The organism is Vibrio ouci, from assembly GCF_004551525.1.
GTDB lineage: Bacteria > Pseudomonadota > Gammaproteobacteria > Enterobacterales > Vibrionaceae > Vibrio > Vibrio ouci.
This window is the reverse complement of sequence record NZ_SATR01000002.1, coordinates 59135-79524: the sequence shown is the minus strand read 5'-3', so window position 1 is coordinate 79524 and position 20390 is coordinate 59135. Positions and strand designations below refer to the sequence as shown.

The following is a 20390-nucleotide window of genomic DNA, read 5'->3' as shown; positions in this document are numbered from 1 at the left end:
CGTTATGAGTACTCGCCACACCTTTTATGCACAAAACCCAGCGACAGAGCAAACGCTGCCTGGCCAATTTGCTGAACACAATCAAGCCGATGTCAATCTTGCTGCGACTGCCGCTCATGAAGTCGCGAAGTTATTTCGCCAAACATCACCAAAAGTCAAAAGTGACCTATTACAAGCCATCGCAGATTGCCTAGAAGAGCAGCGTGACTCGATCGTTGAGCGCGCTAACCTAGAGTCGGCCTTACCTCTCGCAAGGCTTAATGGAGAGCTAAGCCGTACAACAGCCCAGCTGAGATTGTTTGCTGGCGTTGTTGAAGGCGGGTTATGGCAAGAAGCGATTTTCGATACCGCGAATCCCAATCGAGAGCCACTTGCTAAGCCAGACCTTCGCCGTCAAAACATTGGATTAGGCCCGGTCGCGGTATTTGGCGCTTCTAACTTCCCTCTCGCCTTTTCTACTGCTGGCGGTGATACCGCTTCGGCTCTCGCGGCGGGTTGCCCTGTCGTCGTCAAAGGCCACCCAGCTCACCCTGGCACCAGTGAAATCGTCGCAAAATGCATTGCCAAAGCATTAGAAGAGCAGCAATTGCCCCAAGCAATATTTACCCTGCTGCAAGGCACGAGCCACGAACTCGGCCAAGCGGTTGTCAGCCATCCAGCCATCAAAGCGGTTGGGTTCACAGGTTCAATTCATGGCGGCCGAGCCCTGTTCGACCTAGCCCAAAGTCGCTCAGAACCTATTCCATTTTATGGTGAGTTAGGCGCTTCAAACCCGGTATTTATTCTTTCCCATCGCATGGCGGAAAACGCGCAATCTCTGGCAGAAGAGTACATCCTTTCGATGAATATGGGCTGCGGGCAGTTTTGCACTAAGCCAGCGGTCGTATTTGTCGCGAAAAGCGAAGCAAGTGATGCGTTTATAGCGACGGTTCGTCAAGGCATTAAGCAACAACCGGGACAAACCATGTTGACCTGTGGGATTAAGCGTAACTACTTGGTCCAGAGTGAAGAAAGAGCCAACCAAAACGGCTTAACTCGAACTCAGTCTCAACCAGATAATGGCGTGCCATCGATGCTGTTTGAAACCACCAGCGACGAGTGGCGTAATAACCCGCAATGGCAAGAAGAGATCTTTGGCCCACAGTCGATCATCGTAGTATGTGAAGATGACCAAGATATGTTGCAACTAAGCACAAACTTGGCAGGAAGCTTAACTGCGACCATTCATGCCGAAGAACCGGACTACCCTATTGCTTCTCGACTGCTTGGTGAACTTGAAGAGGTCGCAGGTCGTATCGTCTTTAATGGCTGGCCAACAGGTGTTGAGGTGAGCTATGCCATGGTTCACGGTGGCCCATACCCAGCCTCCACCATGCCAGCCAGTACCTCTGTTGGTGCAGAGGCAATTAAACGCTGGTTAAGACCTGTCGCCTATCAATCTGTGCCAGAATCCTTATTGCCTAATGCGCTTAAATCGCAGAATCCGCTCAATGTACGCCGAACCGTAGACGGGGTCTAAAACATAGCAAATGTACCGATCTCTAAACTTAAGAGGTTGGTACATTCCATCCTGTATTAACGCCGAACGACACTCAGTCAAAAATCATTAGCACCCCTTAATTGACATTATACTCAGCAGCAGCTAATCCTTAATAAGCAACAAAGTTCTTATAATGAATTGCAGCAATGTCAGGAGAGCGCTATGGACAGCAATATTCAGTTTTACGAACCCGAAGACGCCTACGGATTTCTATCCAACTTTTACCAATCTCCAATTAACATCGATGGTCAGATTTGGCCGACAAGCGAGCATTACTACCAAGCACAAAAGTTCGTTGACCCAAACATTTACGCCAAAATTCAACACTGTGGAACGCCGGACTCAGCTTTTGCGTTAAGCCGCCAGTACGAGAGTGAAGCAAGGCGCGATTGGATGGAGATACGGTTGGATATCATGCGCTTTATCGTCGCTGAAAAGTTCAAACAAAACCCATTATTGGCATTCAAATTAATCGAAACTGGCAATGCCACCTTGACTGAACATTCTCATAAAGATGCATTTTGGGGCGATGGTGAAGATGGACAAGGCGACAATCACCTAGGCAAAATTTTGATGGCCGTACGTGAACAGATACAATCAACAGAGCCGTATAATTTGATCCAATTTGTCGATAAAGCCAAGTTACCCACCAAATGGGGCACCTTTGAGATGCATGGTTTTATTGAACGAGAGACAGGTAAAGAACATCTCGCTTTAGTCTATGGTGATATTTCCTCTGTTGATGCGCCATTGATTCGCCTCCATTCCGAATGCTTAACGGGTGATGCACTGTTTAGTACTCGCTGTGATTGTGGATTCCAACTTGATCGAGCTCTGCAAAATATCACCGATGAAGGCGCTGGCGTTTTACTCTACTTGCGTCAGGAAGGTCGCGGTATTGGGCTACTCAACAAGATCCGAGCTTATCACTTACAAGATAAAGGCGCCGATACCGTCGAGGCCAATGAGCAATTAGGATTTGCCGCTGATATGCGAGACTACCGATTCTGTCGAGGCATCCTAAGCTATCTCGGCATAGACACTGTACGCTTGATGACGAATAACCCGCGCAAGGTGAAAGCGCTAGAGCAGGCGAATATTGTTATCAAGGACCGAGTGCCACTGCAAGAAGGCATCAATACCAATAACCAATTCTACCTTGAAACCAAAGCCGCCAAGCTAGGCCATCTTTTTGATCGCCAGTTCATCAAGCAGTAAAGCACACCATCAAGATGAGAGCCTTCTGCTAAAGGCTCTCTTCGTTTCATAAAACCTGACACAAGCTCACTCTCACTGTTGCCAACTATTGACCTATCCCCCAAAAACTAAGCCACTAGCACGTTGGTCATTCACATTCTCCGACAAAATAGTATATTGAATACAATATTGAAGAAGTACTAATGGAGACTTGGATGTCACAACCTGTTTTTAAAACTCGAACCCAATTAGTCGAAGAAGCGATTCGCACTAAAATTCTCAAAGGGGAGTTAAAAACTGGTCAGCCTTTGCGCCAAGACGCACTGGCTAAGGAGTTTAACGTTAGCCGTATCCCCGTTCGCGAAGCCTTAATGCAGTTAGAAGCGCAAGGACTAGTAAGCTTTGAAGCTCATAAAGGCGCGACCGTTACCGAGCTATCTCCGGACAAAATCGATGAACTGTTCGAGCTAAGAGCTGTGGTTGAGTGCCACATTTTGGAGCGCGCGATTCAAAAGATGACCGATGAAGACCTCGCCAAAGCCAACGCAATTCGTGAACGCTTTGATGATGTGGTGAGCCGCGGTGATGAAGTTGAAGAGTGGAGTAACTACAACTATGAGCTGCATAAAGCGCTCTATGCTCCTGCTGAGATGCCAGAAACCATGGACGTTATCTACAATCTCAACACCAAGTGTGATCGTTACATCCGTATGCAGTTGTTGTTCACCGAAGGAACAGTCAAAGCAGACAAAGAGCACCAAGCGCTGCTTGAGATGTGTCAAAACCGCGATATCGACGGTGCTAAATATATGCTTAAAAAACATATTCTTGAAGCGGGTGCCGCCATTCGTGATTTGTTGTTAGAACGCCAGAACGATCCATCCTAATGGAGTAGTCCGTATGCATATTGGTCCTGAGTTTTTATTAGCCGCGATTCGCCTTAAGATCAAAGAAGAAGGGTTATGCTACAGCGCCCTGTCGGAGAAGACTGGCATCCCGCTGTCGACCATCAAGCGCCACCTACATAACCCCTCGCTTGGGCTAGATAAGATCCTCATCTACACCAATCATCTCAATACGGACTTAAAAGAACTGTCAGAAATTGCCATTCAAATTCAAAGAGATAATGAGCAATTCTTATCTGGTGAGCAAAATGCCCTGTTTGTCGAGCATCCTTATTTGCTCGACTTTATCTACTTAGTCACCTCATGTAACCTCGCGCCCGAAGAAGTGGCAGAAAAGTATCAGCTATCAGACACAAGTTTGCGCTTTTACCTCAGCATTGCCGAGGTGCTCGGTTACATCGAAAACCTTGGCGATAAAGTCTTCTACCGCTCAGGGCGTCGCTTCATTATGGAAGAAGGCACTGCGCTCGATACCCTGTTTAAGCGTCGATTTGAGCAAGTATCCATGGCCGATCCAACCCTTTCTCAGGTCTGCCACGCACGCGTTCGATTAACGCCAGAGCAAAGATTGAAACTTGAACAAGAAGTGGATCAAAAGATTGGCGAGATGCACGCCGCTAACTGTGCAAACAACATCGGCGAATTAACCAATGTGCTATTTCGTAACATCCCGGGCCAACAAATCTTCTTTTCTGATGGCTTACCAGAAATCAATGGTGAGCTGCTCAAGCAAGTCTCCGCACGTTTTCGCAACTCGTAATCGATGGTTTAACAGCCGCTGTGATCACATAGCGGTTTCAGTACATTCACTCGGCTAAATTTTATCCAGTCTCAAAAACTAAGACCGCCAGTCTCTGCTTTTGCCACCTTGTTACAAACATGTTAAATAGTGTTTGTTTGAGCATTTTATACAATATACATTCATTTCATCCCTAGCGGTGAAATGTCGGTTAACCCCACCCCGTTCATGGCGTTAGCCTCCCCTCCCATTTCACCATAGGGTCACTCCTATAAGGAAATAACGAGGAAGCTATGAAAGCAAAAAAACTGATCGCATTAAGTGCTATTGCTGCGGCATTTATGACAGGCAATACCATCGCAAAACCTTACCCAGTTGGAACACAACTGGCAGACAAACAAGAAATCGTGCTCAACAACGGTGCAGAGGTCACTTCAATTGACCCAGCGAAACAAGCTGCAGAGCCAGCCTTCAACTTAGGCCGTGACCTATTTGAAGGACTGACGATTCAAGATAAACAAGGTAAAACCATTCCTGGTATTGCTGAAAGCTGGCAGGCGAATGACAACAACACTGTCTACACCTTCAAACTACGCGAGTCACAATGGTCGAATGGCGACCCTCTAACCGCGCAGGATTTCGTCTACAGTTGGAAACGCTTAATCGATCCAGAAACCGCTTCCCCTTATGCTTGGTTTGCCGCTATTCCTGGCATCAAAAACTCTAACAAAATCATGAAAGGTGAGGCTTCCGCCGATTCATTAGGCGTGCGCGCTATTGATGACCACACCTTTGAAGTGACGCTTGAAAAACCAGTCCCTTTCTTCATCAAACTGCTTAGCCACCCTGTGCTAGCGCCTGTTCATCAAGCGACCATCGAAAAACATGGCAGCGCTTGGACTCAACCAGAAAACATCGTGACCAATGGTGCCTTCACTGTATCCAACTGGAAAGTGAACGAGAAAATGGTAATGGTGAAAAACGACAAGTATTGGGATGCTGATAACGTTGTCTTAGAGAAAATTACTTGGCTACCGATTGGTGACGCAAATGTGGCACTTAACCGCTATCTCGCTGGTGAAATCGACCAAGCGCTTTCTATTCCTTCTGCACAAAAAAACAAGTTACTTAAGAAGTTTCCAGCACAAGTGGCTGACACCAGCGCCTCACTTGGCTCAACGTTCTACTACCTAAATACGGACAAAGGGCCAACACAAGATCTTCGTGTACGTCAGGCACTGTCTTACTCAATAGACCGTAATATCATCACTAAAGCGATTGCCAAAAATGGCGGCATTCCAATGTTCACTCTAGTACCGCCACAAACCGATGGCTTTAAGACTCATACGCCAGAGTTCGCGACTTGGGATCAAGCGAAACGTAACCAACAAGCACAAGCGTTAATCAAAGAGGCGGGTTACGGCGCTTCAAATCCGCTTAAGCTGACGTTTACGGTTCCTACGTTTTCAAAAGACGTAAAAATGGCAACGGCGATGGCTGGCATGTGGAAAAGCGTGCTAGGTGCTCAGATCGAAATCAAGCAGCTTGAGCCTAAGGTGTTTTACGCATTAAAAGATCCAGGCAACATCAGCCGTGGCGGTTGGACAGCTGATTATAATGAAGCATCAACTTGGTTAGACATCTTCGTTTCAACAGGCGAATACAACGACTCTAAATACGATAACCCTGAGTACGATCGCTTAATGGCAGAATCAAAAAGCCTCAGTGACCCATCAGCAGAGTACATTGCCGCAGAGAAGTTGCTTATCGAAGATATGGCGATCATCCCTATGTATCGCAATGGTAACGACCAATACCTGATTAAAGCGCACGTAGGTGGTTATGAGCGCACCAACCCTGAGTCTTCGTACTACCGCAAAAATGTTTACGTAATGGCCCGTTAATTGGGACGGTTTGCCCGCACCTCGATGTCCTCGTAGGTTGCGGGCTTTTTTCTAAGGAAAGGATAGGTCATGTTGCTGTATATTCTTCGCCGCTTGCTGATTGCAGTGCCTACGCTGTTGTTTATCGCGCTAGTCTCATTTTGGCTGATGCACATCGCACCCGGTGGTCCCTTCGATATGGAACGCCCGATGCCTGAAGTGGTACGTGCCAATATTGAAGCTAAGTTCCATCTTAACGAACCTTTTATCATTCAGTTTTTTATCTACATTGGTAACTTCATTCAAGGTGATTTAGGGCCAAGTTTTGTCTATCAAGACTTTAGTGTTACCGAACTAGTCGCTCAGTCATGGCCTGTTTCGGCGGTACTTGGCGTGATTTCATTTTGTTTTTCCGTCCCGCTCGGTATGGTTTTGGGCACCATTGCTGCGCTTAATCGCAATGGCAAGCTCGACTACTTACTGATGTCACTTTCAATGACTGGTGTGGTGATCCCTGCGTTTGTCTTGGCACCAGTGCTAGTGACCATCTTCTCTATCCATTTAGGCTGGCTTCCTGCGGGTGGCTGGGAAGGCGGAGAATTGGCATTTCTAGTTCTACCCGTACTCAGCCTTGCGATCGGTTCAGTGGCGAGTATCGCCCGTGTCATGCGTGGCGCAATGATTGAGACACTCAATCAACCTTATATTCGTACAGCTAAAGCCAAAGGCCTTTCCACCAGCTACATCCTCTTTCATCACGCGCTGCGCCCATCCCTTATCCCTATCATTGCCATGTTGGGGCCAAGCTTTGTCGCTGTCGTGACTGGCTCTGTCATTATCGACATTTTCTTTAGCACAGGAGGAATGGGACAACACTTTGTCTCTGGCGCGCTCAACCGTGACTACGGTTTGGTCATGGGCATTACCTTAATCGTCGCGGCACTGACGATCTTCTTCAACTTGGTGGTCGACATTCTTTACACCGTCATCGACCCGCGCATTCGTGTTTAGGAGGTAGCGAATGTTAACCAAACAAATTGATGCCAAGGAGCTGGCAGACCAAATGAGCTCCAACATTGAAGCAGTTGAAGGTCGAAGCCTGTGGCAAGATGCATGGGCACGATTTCGCAAGAATCGCGCGGCAATGACCTCTGTCTACGTGTTAGGTTTTATTGTTTTGTGCATTGTTTTTGGCCCTCATTTGGCCGCGTTCGGTCATGATGAGATTGACTGGAACGTAGTCGTAGATCCTTATGAATTAGGCAAACCATCAATCAGCTCCGGTCACTACTTTGGCACTGATGATCTTGGCCAAGATATCTTCGCCCGCACCATGCAAGGTGGCAGGCTGTCTATCATGGTTGGTTTCATGGGCGCGCTAGTTGCCGTGGTAATTGGTACCGCTTGGGGCGCATTATCTGGCTATCTTGGCGGCATGGTTGATAGCACTATGATGCGCATAATTGAAGTGCTTGATTCTGTCCCTTTTATGTTCTTGGTGATTTTGTTTGTCACCCTCTTTGGCAACAACATCTATTTGATATTCGTAGTGATTGGCATGGTCTCTTGGCTTGGCATCGCCCGAGTAGTACGCGGCGTAACCTTCAGTATCAAGAAACGTGAATTCATTGAAGCGGCCCATTCGATTGGGGTCTCTCGCCTGACCATCGTTCGCCGTCATGTATTGCCGAACGTGCTGGGTATTGTGATGGTTTACTCGTCACTCATGGTGCCTGGCTTCATCATGTTTGAGTCTTTCTTAAGCTTTTTAGGTCTTGGCGTTCAGCCACCGGATACCAGTTGGGGCATTCTTATTGCTGAAGGAGCTAAAACCATTGATGTTGCTTTATGGCAGTTAGTATTCCCATCCATCTTTCTTGTTGCCACACTGTTTTGCTTCAACTTTATTGGTGACGGCTTACGTGACGCACTTGATCCAAAAGATCGCTAAGGAGTAGTGATGAGTATTCTTTCAATAAATAATATGAACGTACGCTTTCAAACGCCTGACGGTTTAGTTCAGGCGGTTAGCGATCTTTCTTACTCAATCAAGCAAGGTGAAACGCTCGGTATTGTCGGCGAATCTGGCTCAGGAAAAAGCCAATCGGTGTTCGCATTGATGGGGTTAACCGCCGATAATGGCGTGGTGACTGGTGAAGCCAATTTCCACGGCGAAAACCTCCTCACAATGTCGAAAAAGCAGCTCAATCACATTCGCACCGAGAAGATTGGCATGATCTTCCAAGACCCAATGACCTCGCTTAACCCATTTATGAAAGTCGGTAAGCAGTTAGCGGAAGTGCTGATGATTCACAAAGGTATGTCGAAGCGAGAGGCACAAACCGAAGCGATTGCGATGCTTGATGCGGTGCGCATTCCTTCTGCTGCAACGCGTATGGCTCAGTATCCCCATGAAATGTCGGGCGGCATGCGCCAACGCGTTATGATTGCTATGGCATTGTTATGTAAACCAGAACTGCTTATTGCTGACGAGCCCACCACTGCTCTTGATGTGACGGTGCAAGCACAGATCTTAACCTTGCTGCGTGAGCTTCAGGCTGAGTTCAACACTGCAATTTTGCTGATCACTCACGACATGGGCGTAGTCGCAGAAATGTGTGACCGAGTATTAGTGATGTATGGCGGTAGAAAAATGGAAGAAGCCGATACCGACTCGATCTTTGATTCTCCTGCCCACCCTTATACTCAAGGTCTACTCAAAGCGATTCCATCGATTACTGAAGATATGGATCGATTGCCGACCATTCCGGGCAATCCACCAAGTGCACTGATCCACAATAAGGGCTGTCCATTTAAAGAGCGCTGCGGGAACTATCGAGCGGAATGCAGTGCAACCGTACCTCCGTTTCGATCACTTTCTCATCGCCAAGGTCTTGCGTGTCATGTCAATGCACCCACGACCATCGCCAATATTGCTCGCTCAGCTTAGGAGGACGTATGACCAAACCAGAAATTTTACTTTCAGCGCGCGATCTTAAAGTCCACTTTGCGATCAATAAACATATCCTGCCGAGTAAGCGTAAGGTAGTCAAAGCGGTCGATGGCATTGACCTAGACGTTTATCGCGGTGAAACCCTTGGTATTGTTGGCGAATCTGGCTGCGGAAAATCAACACTTGCGAGAGGCCTGCTGCGCTTAATTGAACCAACTGGCGGGCAACTGCATTGGAAAGGCGACGATATGCGTGGTTTTGGTAAGCATGAACTCGCCAAACGCCGACGTGAATTCCAAATGGTGTTTCAGGACCCATCCGCATGTCTAAACCCGCGCCTGACGATCGCTGAGTGTATCGCCGAGCCACTTTTAACTCATGAGCCACAATTAACGCGTAAAGAAGTAGAAAGCCGAGTCATCGCCATGATGGATAAAGTCGGCCTACTCGCCAGTCAACGTAACCGCTACCCACATGAATTTTCCGGCGGACAGTGCCAGCGTGTCGGTATCGCCCGTGCACTGATTCTCAAGCCAGATTTAGTGGTGTGTGATGAGCCTGTCAGTGCGCTGGATGTCTCGATTCAAGCTCAGGTGATCAACCTACTTGATGACCTTAAACAAGAGATGGGATTAACACTGGTAATGATCGCTCACGATCTTAGCGTGGTTCGTCATATCAGTGATCGAGTCATGGTGATGTATTTAGGCAAGCCAATGGAAGTGGGCCGCTACGACAGAGTATTCGATGATGCGCAGCACCCGTATACCAAAGCGCTGTTATCTGCGGTGCCAATTGCTCACCCAACACTCGCGCGTAATCGAGATATTCAACTATTACCGGGAGATTTACCTTCACCACTGAATCCACCTAGTGGCTGCGTATTCCGTACTCGCTGCCCAAGCGCGACTGATTTATGCGGCGAACAAAAACCAACTAAGAGTGGTCACAATGATCACCATATTTTCTGTACCCATACTTTGCTAGGAAGCCAACCATTATGATAATCACCACGGTTCCACAACGTCTTGCCGCTTTACGCGAAGGCATGAGCCAGCACCAATTGGATGCGTATATCGTTACTAACAACGACCCTCATGCGAGCGAATATTCTGCTGATTACTGGCTAGCGCGCCAATGGATTTCTGGGTTTACAGGTTCGGCCGGCGATGTCGTCGTGACCAAAAATGGCGGCGGTCTATGGACCGATGGCCGTTATTATATTCAAGGCGCGGAGCAGCTTGCAGGATCGGGGCTAGAGCTATTTAAAGCAAGGCTGCCAGAAACCCCAACCATTGCAGAGTGGCTAGCGCAAACACTACCAGAGAACTCTACAGTAGGTGTGGATGGCCGCAGCATCAGTCAGCAGTTTTATCTTGAGCTCAAAAGTGCGTTCGCTAGTAAGTCTATCAACATCGTTCTCGACCAAGACTTAATTTCACCAATATGGCATGACCGTCCAGCAAGACCATCTGCGCCTTTGTTCAATCACCCGCTCAGCGTTGCCGGATTAAGTGCATCAGAAAAACTAGCTCAGATCCGTGAGTACCTTACTGAGCAGTCAGCAGACGCTCTGCTTATTAGCACTCTTGACGATGTGATGTGGACACTCAACATTCGAGGTGGCGATACCGCTTACTGCCCTATTTCCGAAGGCTATTTATTGATAGATCATACCAGCAGTCGCCTGTTCATTGATCAGAGGAAATTAACTCACTCAGTGAGTCAGGAACTCGATAAACACCAAATTCATGTTCACGATTACGAGCACCTTAGCACGGCATTAAACCTGATAAATAAAGGCTCTTCGCTGATCTACACAGCAAAGAATAGCGACAGTCTTCTCATCAATCAGGTGAAATCAGAGTTAACCCTTATCGATAAACAGTGCCCAGTCACTTTGATCAAAGCACAGAAAAACTCAGCAGAACTTAGCAGTCTGGAAGAGACGCTTCGTCAAGATGGCGCCGCTGTGGTTAAGTTCATGAAGTGGCTCGATGAACAAGTTCCAAGCGGAGATGTGACTGAGCTTAACGCCGAACAAACGCTGATGGGCTATCGCAATCAGATTGATGGCTACATTGGTGATAGCTTTAGAACTATCGCAGGTTACGCCGAACATGGCGCCAAGATGCACTACGCCGCCAACGAAGAAAGCAGCTACCCTGTCGGTGAGTCTCATTTCTTCTTAGTCGATTCTGGTGGTCAATACCCAGGGGGCACGACAGACATTACTCGCACCTTCCACTTTGGCACGCCAAGCCAACAGGAAAAACGTGACTATACCTTAGTGCTTAAAGCGGTCATTCGCCTGACTCAAGCTCGATTTATGAAAGGCTCAACTGGCGCCAATCTCGATATTATGGCGCGTGGCGTACTTTGGCAGCATGGTATTGATTACAAATGTGGCACTGGGCATGGCGTTGGTATTTGCTTGAATGTTCATGAAGGGCCACAGAACTTCTCACAAAACCCACGCGAGGTCGCTTTACTACCGGGTATGGTGATCACTAACGAGCCAGGTGTGTATCGCGAAGGCATTCACGGTGTGCGCATCGAAAACATCATGAAAGTGATTGAAATTGAAGAGAATGAATTTGGCACTTTCTACGGTTTTGACACCATCACCCTTGCGCCGATTGCTACAGCCATGATTGATAAGTCAATGCTAGACGCAAGCGAAGCCACATGGCTCAACAACTACCATCAGCAGTGTCTAAGCGAACTTTCTCCTTATCTTTCAGTTCAGGAGTGTGAGTGGCTGACTAAAGCAACTCAACCGATTTAAATCTCCTTTTGTTGTGTTTACAACTTAAGTTTTGCCGGCCTTCGGGTCGGCTTTTTTACACCTTGAGAAAGCTCATCGTTAACTACTGGTCGCTAACAAAAAGGGAGCAATCGCCCCTCTTTATTCACCTAAAGACCACTTGTTACTTCCAGCTTAGTCGACAAAGCTGATGCCTTTTCTGCACTGGCTTTGTACTTTCAAGTCAATATGCACTCAACAACTTGATCAGGTAAGTCGGTTATAAAGGTCGGGCGTCCTTGCCCTATGCAAAACAGAAAAAGCAGACAACTACCTTTCCACCATGGTTTGCCGTGTTGTTGCCGCAGATCATATCAACCGTTTCCTTGTTTGTGTGTAAGCTGACGTAAGCTCATGTAAGCAAGGGGGCGGTAGTTGCCGGGGAAGAAAAGAGAATGAAGAGAAGAGAGAAAAGCCAGTAACGATTTACAATGTAAACCTGTTACTGGCTTTGGTGTTAGAGACCGTTAAAGTTAGAAATTATTGACGACAAGTCTGGGTGTCAAAGTCGACCACAACCGCGGCATTTTCAAAATCACCCGACACTTTTAGGTAACCCCAGTAATTTGCTTGACGTCCGATGGTAATACACTCGCTTGTGCCAGGATTATCAGACCAGCCATGTAGATTTGAACCTTCGTCATTCGGCCAACCAAAGTTACTGTATTGAAGCTTAAGCTCACCAGAACCATTACCTGCGGTGATCGCCATTGAAGAGTATTGATCAACCCCTTCAATACTTAGCCAGATTACCGATTGAGAAGCTAAACAAGCTGGTTCAGTAGCAATCAAGCGACCATCACTGATTTTTCCTTGCACAACACAGTCACTTGGTAGACCAATAATTGCGTCAGAGTCACTGATGGTAATCGATGTGGTGGTGGTCCCTGTATGGCCATCATTATCCGTTACGGTTAAGCGGACCGTGTAGCTCCCTGCGCTTGTGAATTGGTGCGTCGGATTGGCCGATGTGTTGGTCGAACCGTCACCGAAGTCCCATAGGTATTGGGTAATTTCGCCGTCTTGGTCTTGGCTACCTGCACTGCTGAATGAAATGGATTCATTGACTTTACCTTGATTGACTGTGTTGATTACTGCCGTCGGTACTGATGGCTGATCACCAACTAATTGTTGCTGCCACTGTTCGAACTCGCTTTGGTACTGAGTCGCCCACTGACTGATGATCAGCTTATACTCGCCCCAATTGCCTGCACGTGTTTCCACCAGCATGTGGTTAACATCATCCATATGTCGCTCAAACATGAAACGAACCGCTAGGTAGCCCCAGCGATAGATACGGTCGACGTCAAAACCGTCATAGGTGGTTTCAAAGATCTCTTGCAGCGTATAAGTGGAACCATCGAGTATGGTATCAAGTGCGCGCTGGTTGTTATCTTCATTGGCCACATACTCTGCGACACCTTCACTCCACCACACGACTTTTTCAGTTGGATGACCAAAGCCGCCATACATATCAAATCGACCGTCAAGATAGTGAACGTACTCATGCTCTAAGTTCCATACAAAATGGTCGGCATTGGCGTAGGAAGCTTCATAAGCGATAAAGTTAGGAATATTGCCCGGAGTAGCAGGGTCCCCCTCTAGATACATACCACCATTATTGGTATTGATATCAAAGATAGGCCCACCGTATTTTCCATAGTCATCACTACTATCAAAAATGTTCACTTGCAGCTGAATGTTGTGGTCATCAGCGACGGGTTGATTACCTGTTTCTAGGCGAGTATGAAAATAGCCTTCTTCGTAGCCCATTTTGTCACACGCAGCTTGATGCTGAGCCTGCGTCATATTCTGCGATAGAATGCGAATGGTAGGGCTACAGGTGTAGCTTTGCGCCAATACCAGTGATTTCAACTCTTGATCAAAGTTACAAATGCCAAACTCAGAACACTGCCCGTAATAAGAGGCCGTATCGGCAGTCGCCAACCAAACGCTGTCGCCAGTACCGTACATTTCATACTGATTGAATACGTTCTGTACCTTTGCTTTGACGTTCGCTTCGATTGTGGTGTTTTTATATTGCAGCAGGCGGCCAAGCTCTCGGCCAGCATTGGCTGCCATAAATTCATCACCTCGGCCAAGAGCATCTTTGTTCGCCGCGAAGCTGCCTAAAGCATCAACCAAAGCGGTTTGAGAACCAATGCGCTGGAAGTAGTCGTCATTCCACTGGCCACCAAAGAGAATCGTAAACACGCCGTTGACTGCGTTTCGCATATACCACTGCTGAGCGTAGTCACCGTTCCAACGCGTTAACCACTGAGTGACGACATCGAGATACTCATGCTGTAATCCCGCACTATCCATTGAAATAATCACTTCACTGAGTACCTTGCCGTGCGCATCACTGTTTTCATAGAACGCACTGTTAGCAACAAACGCGTCAATCGCCTCTTTAACCGCGGGTTGAACCCAAGAGACGAAACTGATGTTGTCATTGTAGAACTCAGCGTAATAGCCAGCCCTTAGATAGAGAAACAGCGCTTCAAGTTCATCACTACCACCACCTTGGTAGGTTTTAGCTAACGATGCCGTGTGTTTAGCAACGTCGTGCATATTACCCGATGCAAAAGCACTCTCTTGGATTCGACTTTCTGCAGAGAACAATTCATTGACACAATCACTCCCCTGACTGGTAATCGCCGCTATTAAGCTGCTACTGCTTGACGTCGCAAAGGCGTCAACATCACACACAATGGCTTCTTCCGCCGACATTGTTGAAAATGTCCGCATGGTTGGCTGTGGCTTTTGCGCCAATTGTTTGGTTGGAGAGTACTCTGGTTTGGAATCCTCAACACCATGGTGAAGATCATGTTCATGATTCGACGAACGGTCGATGATTTGAGGGACTGGCTCACTAACCGCATGAGCACTTAGGCTGATTATCGCGCCAGCCACGGCGACTGCTAACTTCTTAAGTTCCATCTTAACTCTTCTTATCTTTGATAGTTCAAACAAGGATTGTCTTGTTAACCAACGCAACCATGCGTTGACCTCAATCTAGACGTGAAGATATTGATCTTGAAACATTTTATTAACATTCATTTTTTGAGTCTCACTTAGTAAGACGGAGGGATTCGGGAAGTAAGACTGCAAGCAGATTCTGAACCAGAGCTTTTGGAGATGAAGCGAGCGTATTTGATTTGAGTCATATGACTCACTCTGAACGATATTTTTCAGAAAACAGCTACAGAACTTACTATCTCACTTCACAGCCGATGTAAGAATTTACCGCAATATGACTGTTTACCTGACTATATGCGCTTTGCGTCTCATTTTTTGACAAACCATTTACAAATACACACATTTTAGTCGCTATTCTTATCGTTGATGCACCTCTTGTATGTATAGTTTTGATTGTACTAGAGATTCTTTATCGAATAACGACCCTGAGCATATAGGCCACAATGAACGAGAAATTTAAATTCGCCACCAAAGTTGCTCTCAGTCTGACGCTCGCTTATCTCATTCCTTTTGCTATGGGCTGGCCGCAAGCATCAACGGCCGCCACTACCGTCATGCTAATTGCTTCCATCGGTGGTCGAAGAGAATCCCTTGCCAAAGGCACATTACGTGTCGTGGGTACCTTAGTCGGCGCAGTGATTGGACTGCTGCTGGTAGGCATGTTCGCCCAAGACCGCATCCTTTATATGCTGAGCGTGTCCATCGTTGTTTCATTTATTTTCTATTTCCGCAACGCCTACAAAAAAGACCCAACTCTGTTAGCTTTGACAGGGGTGATGACGTTAATGATGTCGAATGGTGGTGATGCAGAAGGCGCGTTTATGTATGGCGTTGACCGAGCATTCATGACCGTATTTGGCGTGGTTGTCTTTACCTTAGTCGGCACCTTTTTATGGCCTACCAAAACTGAACAAAATTTACGTCAACTATTCGAGCAACTAAACCACGCTCAACAAGAGCTGTTTAAAGCGATTGTCGAACGGTTTGAAGAAAAGACCTCACCTATACACAAGTTTGATCAAAGTAATGACGATGAAGAAAGTGAGAAACCCTCCATCGATGCGTTATTAGATCAGGTGTTCACTGCCCAAAATGCACTTGAGCAACGATTTTCTACCGTAAGCGCCGAGTGCAGTGACGTATCTGCTTATATCAAAGAGTGGCAACTTGCGGTTCATCTTAATAAAGAGGTGACTCAAGCTCTGAGCGTGGCGGCGCACAGCCATTTCAGCCACCAGCAAGACCGTAACTGTGTAAATAACTTCGACCACGCAATCGAGCAGATCCAATCGCTATTCGAGACTTGCCAACAAATGTGGGATAACCAAGGTCCCGCCTACCGCGCGCAAGAACTGACTATTGATTACGACAAAGATGCGCTTAACGAAGCAACCCACCTAGTCAAAGGTTCAGCGCTGACCCTTGGTCATTTGCTAAAAACCATGCATCAAAGCCTATCGCGTTTAGCAGAGAGCATCAGTTGCATCGATTCAGTCACCAATAACATCTCGTTTTCTCAACAATTACCTAAGCAGCAAGGGAAATTCCTGTGGTGGGATGCGGAAAACTTTAAAACTGCCGTTAAAACCTTTACGACATACTGGGTCGCAGGACTGATTTGGATTTATTTCAATCCGCCGGGCGGCTACTCGTTCGTCGCATTTTCGACCATCTTCATGTCACTGCTGTCGTTTATGCCCATCCACCCGTTCATGCTGTTAATCTTGTTTACCATGGGCTTCTTGTTCGCCATGCCTTCCTACGTATTTATATTACCAGGGCTGGAACTGGGCGCAGAACTTGGTCTGTTTATCTTCATCTATACCTTTATTGGCTTTTACCTGTTCAAGGGGCCAGTGACAATTTTCTATATGGTCGGCTTGTTTGTTCTCGGGCTCAATAACACCATGAATTACCACTTCGGTATCTTGATGGGCATCATGACGATGTTCTACTTGGTGGTATTTATGATCATCTTCGCCCACTACTTTCCATTTAGCTCACGACCAGAACACCTGTTCCTGACGATGAAAGAGCGCTATTTCAGGCATGTTGGCGATCTGTTCACGACCTATCAAAAACAGTCTGAATCTAGCTTCAACTCGCTCAAACGCTCACTGCATATCGTGACGCTAAACGTGACAACCCAAAAACTGAAAGTTTGGGGCTCTAAAATCAATCACAAGCTATTTAGTAACACCACTGCCGAATCTATTGGTGCGTTTAATAAATCATGTGAAGTGCTAAGTAATCACATCAACATACTGGTTGCAGCAGAGAAAAAACTGCTAAGTAACCCGTTAATCAAACAATTACGCAGCAAGCATACCGATTCCATATTGCCGCAAATGGCCGGCGCGTTAGCCGCTCATCAAAGCAGCGAACAACTCAGCTCAGTGTTCGAGCAATATGGCCAAGATTATCAATCCTTTGAAAACAGATTAGAAGATTTCTTTAGTGAATTGGAGTTATCTGACTACGCTTACTCAGAGATCGCCAGCTTTTATATCTTGCTGAATCTAAAAAGGAACGTGTTCGAAGCGATGCAACAATGCAAGCAAACCTACGAGGATATCGATTGGGTAAACTTACGTCAGAAGCGATTTTAAAGGTAGGGATACGATGCTTCTAAAAATCTCAAAACCAAGCTTTGCCATATTATCAATACTCGGCCTTAGTGCATGTACTGTTGTTGGCCCCGATTATGTGCACCCTGAGCAAAGACCACTGCCAAATGATTGGTCAGTAGAAGGCACTAACAGTGACGCACAAAAGTCACAGCAAAAACTACACCTATGGTGGCAACAATTTAACGATCCGACCCTTAATCAGTTGGTCGACATGGCAAGCCAGCAAAACCTAGACCTTGAAGCGGCAGGCTTAAGAATTGTCCAAGCTCGCTCCTTGCTAGGTATCTCCACTGGTTTGCAATACCCGCAAGTCCAAGCTGTGTCTGGCAACTTAACGCGTGCTTATGTCAATGACCAAGGGGTTAACAACGCCGGACTGTCGTTTGATGCAGGCTGGGAGATGGATGTGTGGGGCAAATACGCACGTGGCATTGAGTCTGCAGAAGCGGGCTATTACGCCTCTGTCGCCTCGTACCACGACATTATGGTTACCATTACCTCGGAAGTGGCGCGTAATTATATTAATTACCGCACGTTCCAAGAGCGTCTGTTACTCTCTCGTCGCAACATTGAAATCCAAGAGCGTGTCGTCAACATTACCCAAGTTCAGTTTGATTCGGGTAACGTCACGGAGCTTGATGTCCAGCAAGCAAAGAACCAATTATTTAATACCAAGGCTGCTCTACCTTCACTCGAAGTTGCCATGAAGCAATCGCGCATGGCGTTATCTATGTTACTTGGGATTCTACCCAATGAAGTTGATGCGTTACTCTCTTCAGAAACGTTCAATCAACAAATTGCCGATTACGAAACTCAATTTAAGTCATCAAACCGCAAGCCTGCTTTGTCAGGTAACGATGATCGCTCGATAGTCCCTCACCCACCACAGCTTGAGAAGCAAGTTGATGCAAACTTGGTGATGCGTAGACCTGACTTGCTAGTATCTGAAATGCAAGCACGGGCTCAAAGCGCCAAGATTGGTGTCGCAGAAACCGCCCTTTACCCAAGCTTTTCGTTGTTCGGTTCAATTGGCATCGACAGCACCGTTCCAGATGGCCACAGCTTCAGTTTTAGCGATTCACTGACGATGGCAATCGGCCCAACGTTTAAATGGAATATCTTCCAGTACGGACGTGTCAAAGACAACATTCGCTTTGAAGATGCGCGTTTCCAAGAAACACTCACCAACTACAACAAGAAAGTGTTGCAAGCGGTTAACGAAGTGACTAATGCCCTTGATGCTTATGATCTTTATCTTAAGCAGCAATCTCTACGCCTTCAGTCTGTAAACTCTTCGATTCGTGCCTACAACATCTCGATGACCCAGTATGAAAATGGCCAAATATCGTTTCAACGCCTACTCAGCTCAGTCGAGAAAATGACTCGCGCTGAAGATAGCTACGCCAGTATTAAAGGTAACGTAGCCAATCAAGTCGTTGCGCTATACAAGGCGTTAGGTGGAGGCTGGGAAGCCCAAACCGGAAAAGCCTTCTTATCGGAATCGGTGGCGCAGCAAATGATCGACCGTAACGACTGGGGGGGCTATTTGGATGAACAAGGCCGCCAATTGCCAGACATTTACATTCCGACGCCAGCGGAAAAAGAGCAGCAAGAAGATGCACAACAAGAGGAGCAGCAGTAATGCCACACGAACTCTCTTGGGGTGATGTTTACTTCTCTCCTTTTCTATTGGTGCTAATCCTCGCGGTCATCGCCACTTGGATAACCGTCATCGTTTTAAACAAGACCCGCTTGTCACGTTTTATCACTTTTCCGTCGCTCACGTTCATCGCCATCATGGTGTTTTATGTCGTGGCAATCGACAGTTTTTATATACAGTTTTAGGTGCCCAACAAGATGAAAAAACTCCTCGTTATTGGTCTTAATCTTGTCATTCTTGGTGGTGCGGCTTGGTTCGGCTACCAGAAGTTTGATGAATATTTTAATAACCCTTGGACTCGCGATGGGCAAGTTCGTGCCAATGTGATCAAAGTAGCTCCACGAGTATCAGGCCCAATCGTTAATGTCGCGGTTCTCGACAATCAAGAGGTTAAAAAAGGTGATCTGTTATTTGAGATTGATCCAACAACCTATCAAGTTGCCCTCTCGCAAGCCGAAGTGGCACTAGAGAAAGCAACCGTAAGCTCACGTGGTAAAAAGATTGAGTATGACCGCCTCAAAGATATTCGCGCGCGAGATAAAGGAGCGGTATCGCACAAAGACTTAATTCGACGTGAAATCACTTATGAAGAGTCACTTCTACAAATCAAATCAGCTGAAGAACAGCTGAAATCGGCGCGCCTAAACCTAAGCTACACCAAGGTTTACGCCTCTGTTGATGGTTTTGTTTCCAACCTAGATATCCGTAATGGTACCCAAGCGGTGGCGAACCAGCCTTTAGTTGCGCTTATCGATAAGCATAGCTTCTGGGTATTTGGCTTCTTCCGCGAAAACCAGTTGGCACAAATCGCGCCGGGGAATGCGGCTCGTGTGACCTTAATGTCTCATCCAGATACACCAATTGAAGCAACCGTCGACTCCATTGGTTGGGGTATTGCACCGAAAGATGGCACGGTTGGCTATAACCTTCTACCCAATGTGAACCCTGTATTTCAGTGGATTCGTTTAGCACAGCGCATTCCAGTTCGAGTGTCATTGAATGAGCTGCCTGAAGGCGTTGTTCTGCGCTTCGGACTTTCTGCTTCGATCATGGTGATGAAGGACTCTTCATCAGACGGCGAATAAATAAAGGATC

Annotated in this window: 15 protein-coding genes; 14 read left to right on the top strand and 1 reads right to left on the bottom strand. The window is 46.9% G+C overall.

Annotated features, from left to right (window positions below):
- Window positions 1-4: 4 nt before the first annotated feature.
- The 10 genes from ELS82_RS02025 (at window position 5) to ELS82_RS01980 (ending at window position 12005) form a co-directional block, all read left to right on the top strand.
- Window positions 5-1519 carry an aldehyde dehydrogenase (NADP(+)) gene (locus ELS82_RS02025; protein WP_134833993.1) on the top strand — a complete coding sequence of 505 codons (1515 nt, stop codon included), beginning with the start codon at window positions 5-7 and terminating at the stop codon, window positions 1517-1519.
- A gap of 183 nt (window positions 1520-1702) precedes the next feature.
- The gene (gene ribA / locus ELS82_RS02020) at window positions 1703-2758 is read left to right on the top strand and encodes a GTP cyclohydrolase II (protein WP_134833992.1); all 1056 of its coding nucleotides are present in this window, start codon (window positions 1703-1705) and stop codon (window positions 2756-2758) included.
- Between the two features lie 194 nt (window positions 2759-2952).
- On the top strand, window positions 2953-3624 hold the full coding sequence (locus tag ELS82_RS02015; protein ID WP_053439608.1) for a GntR family transcriptional regulator: 672 nt from the start codon (window positions 2953-2955) through the stop codon (window positions 3622-3624).
- 13 nt (window positions 3625-3637) lie between these two features.
- Window positions 3638-4402, top strand: coding sequence for a transcriptional regulator (locus tag ELS82_RS02010; RefSeq protein WP_134833991.1), 765 nt, complete (start codon window positions 3638-3640; stop codon window positions 4400-4402).
- A gap of 272 nt (window positions 4403-4674) precedes the next feature.
- Complete coding sequence (locus ELS82_RS02005; RefSeq protein WP_134833990.1) at window positions 4675-6285, top strand: peptide ABC transporter substrate-binding protein; 1611 nt, start codon at window positions 4675-4677, stop codon at window positions 6283-6285.
- Between the two features lie 69 nt (window positions 6286-6354).
- Window positions 6355-7275 (top strand): oligopeptide ABC transporter permease OppB, encoded by a 921-nt coding sequence (gene oppB / locus ELS82_RS02000; protein ID WP_134833989.1) that lies wholly within the window; start codon window positions 6355-6357, stop codon window positions 7273-7275.
- 10 nt (window positions 7276-7285) lie between these two features.
- A complete protein-coding gene (locus tag ELS82_RS01995; protein ID WP_134833988.1) occupies window positions 7286-8215 on the top strand; it encodes an ABC transporter permease subunit in 930 nt (309 codons plus the stop codon).
- Between the two features lie 9 nt (window positions 8216-8224).
- Window positions 8225-9214, top strand: a complete 990-nt coding sequence (locus tag ELS82_RS01990) for an ABC transporter ATP-binding protein (protein ID WP_134833987.1) — start codon at window positions 8225-8227, stop codon at window positions 9212-9214.
- Window positions 9215-9222: 8 nt separating this feature from the next.
- A complete protein-coding gene (locus tag ELS82_RS01985; protein WP_134833986.1) occupies window positions 9223-10221 on the top strand; it encodes an ABC transporter ATP-binding protein in 999 nt (332 codons plus the stop codon).
- A complete protein-coding gene (locus ELS82_RS01980; protein WP_134833985.1) occupies window positions 10218-12005 on the top strand; it encodes an aminopeptidase P family protein in 1788 nt (595 codons plus the stop codon). Before ELS82_RS01985 ends, ELS82_RS01980 begins: the two co-directional genes overlap by 4 nt.
- A gap of 498 nt (window positions 12006-12503) precedes the next feature.
- Here the strand turns inward: ELS82_RS01980 and ELS82_RS01975 are convergent, their stop codons facing one another.
- Complete coding sequence (locus ELS82_RS01975; protein ID WP_134833984.1) at window positions 12504-14966, bottom strand: collagenase; 2463 nt, start codon at window positions 14964-14966, stop codon at window positions 12504-12506.
- A 482-nt stretch (window positions 14967-15448) separates the two neighbouring features.
- On the opposite strand from ELS82_RS01975, the gene ELS82_RS01970 reads away from it, so the two are divergent.
- From ELS82_RS01970 to ELS82_RS01955, 4 genes are read left to right on the top strand one after another with little or no spacing between them, the layout of a single operon-like run.
- Complete coding sequence (locus ELS82_RS01970) at window positions 15449-17614, top strand: FUSC family protein (protein WP_134833983.1); 2166 nt, start codon at window positions 15449-15451, stop codon at window positions 17612-17614.
- Window positions 17615-17627: 13 nt separating this feature from the next.
- Complete coding sequence (locus tag ELS82_RS01965; protein WP_134833982.1) at window positions 17628-19277, top strand: TolC family protein; 1650 nt, start codon at window positions 17628-17630, stop codon at window positions 19275-19277.
- Window positions 19277-19480 carry a DUF1656 domain-containing protein gene (locus ELS82_RS01960; RefSeq protein WP_134833981.1) on the top strand — a complete coding sequence of 68 codons (204 nt, stop codon included), beginning with the start codon at window positions 19277-19279 and terminating at the stop codon, window positions 19478-19480. The genes ELS82_RS01965 and ELS82_RS01960 overlap by 1 nt, the downstream gene beginning before the upstream one ends.
- A gap of 12 nt (window positions 19481-19492) precedes the next feature.
- Window positions 19493-20380 (top strand): HlyD family secretion protein, encoded by an 888-nt coding sequence (locus ELS82_RS01955; protein ID WP_134833980.1) that lies wholly within the window; start codon window positions 19493-19495, stop codon window positions 20378-20380.
- Window positions 20381-20390: the final 10 nt, after the last annotated feature.

Bases quoted from the DNA above. Each gene is read 5' to 3' on its own strand.
- ELS82_RS02025 (WP_134833993.1), top strand. From the start codon at position 5: ATGAGTACTCGCCACACCTTTTATGCACAAAACCCAGCGACAGAGCAA.
- ribA (WP_134833992.1), top strand. From the start codon at position 1,703: ATGGACAGCAATATTCAGTTTTACGAACCCGAAGACGCCTACGGATTT.
- ELS82_RS02015 (WP_053439608.1), top strand. From the start codon at position 2,953: ATGTCACAACCTGTTTTTAAAACTCGAACCCAATTAGTCGAAGAAGCG.
- ELS82_RS02010 (WP_134833991.1), top strand. From the start codon at position 3,638: ATGCATATTGGTCCTGAGTTTTTATTAGCCGCGATTCGCCTTAAGATC.
- ELS82_RS02005 (WP_134833990.1), top strand. From the start codon at position 4,675: ATGAAAGCAAAAAAACTGATCGCATTAAGTGCTATTGCTGCGGCATTT.
- oppB (WP_134833989.1), top strand. From the start codon at position 6,355: ATGTTGCTGTATATTCTTCGCCGCTTGCTGATTGCAGTGCCTACGCTG.
- ELS82_RS01995 (WP_134833988.1), top strand. From the start codon at position 7,286: ATGTTAACCAAACAAATTGATGCCAAGGAGCTGGCAGACCAAATGAGC.
- ELS82_RS01990 (WP_134833987.1), top strand. From the start codon at position 8,225: ATGAGTATTCTTTCAATAAATAATATGAACGTACGCTTTCAAACGCCT.
- ELS82_RS01985 (WP_134833986.1), top strand. From the start codon at position 9,223: ATGACCAAACCAGAAATTTTACTTTCAGCGCGCGATCTTAAAGTCCAC.
- ELS82_RS01980 (WP_134833985.1), top strand. From the start codon at position 10,218: ATGATAATCACCACGGTTCCACAACGTCTTGCCGCTTTACGCGAAGGC.
- ELS82_RS01975 (WP_134833984.1), bottom strand. From the start codon at position 14,966: ATGGAACTTAAGAAGTTAGCAGTCGCCGTGGCTGGCGCGATAATCAGC.
- ELS82_RS01970 (WP_134833983.1), top strand. From the start codon at position 15,449: ATGAACGAGAAATTTAAATTCGCCACCAAAGTTGCTCTCAGTCTGACG.
- ELS82_RS01965 (WP_134833982.1), top strand. From the start codon at position 17,628: ATGCTTCTAAAAATCTCAAAACCAAGCTTTGCCATATTATCAATACTC.
- ELS82_RS01960 (WP_134833981.1), top strand. From the start codon at position 19,277: ATGCCACACGAACTCTCTTGGGGTGATGTTTACTTCTCTCCTTTTCTA.
- ELS82_RS01955 (WP_134833980.1), top strand. From the start codon at position 19,493: ATGAAAAAACTCCTCGTTATTGGTCTTAATCTTGTCATTCTTGGTGGT.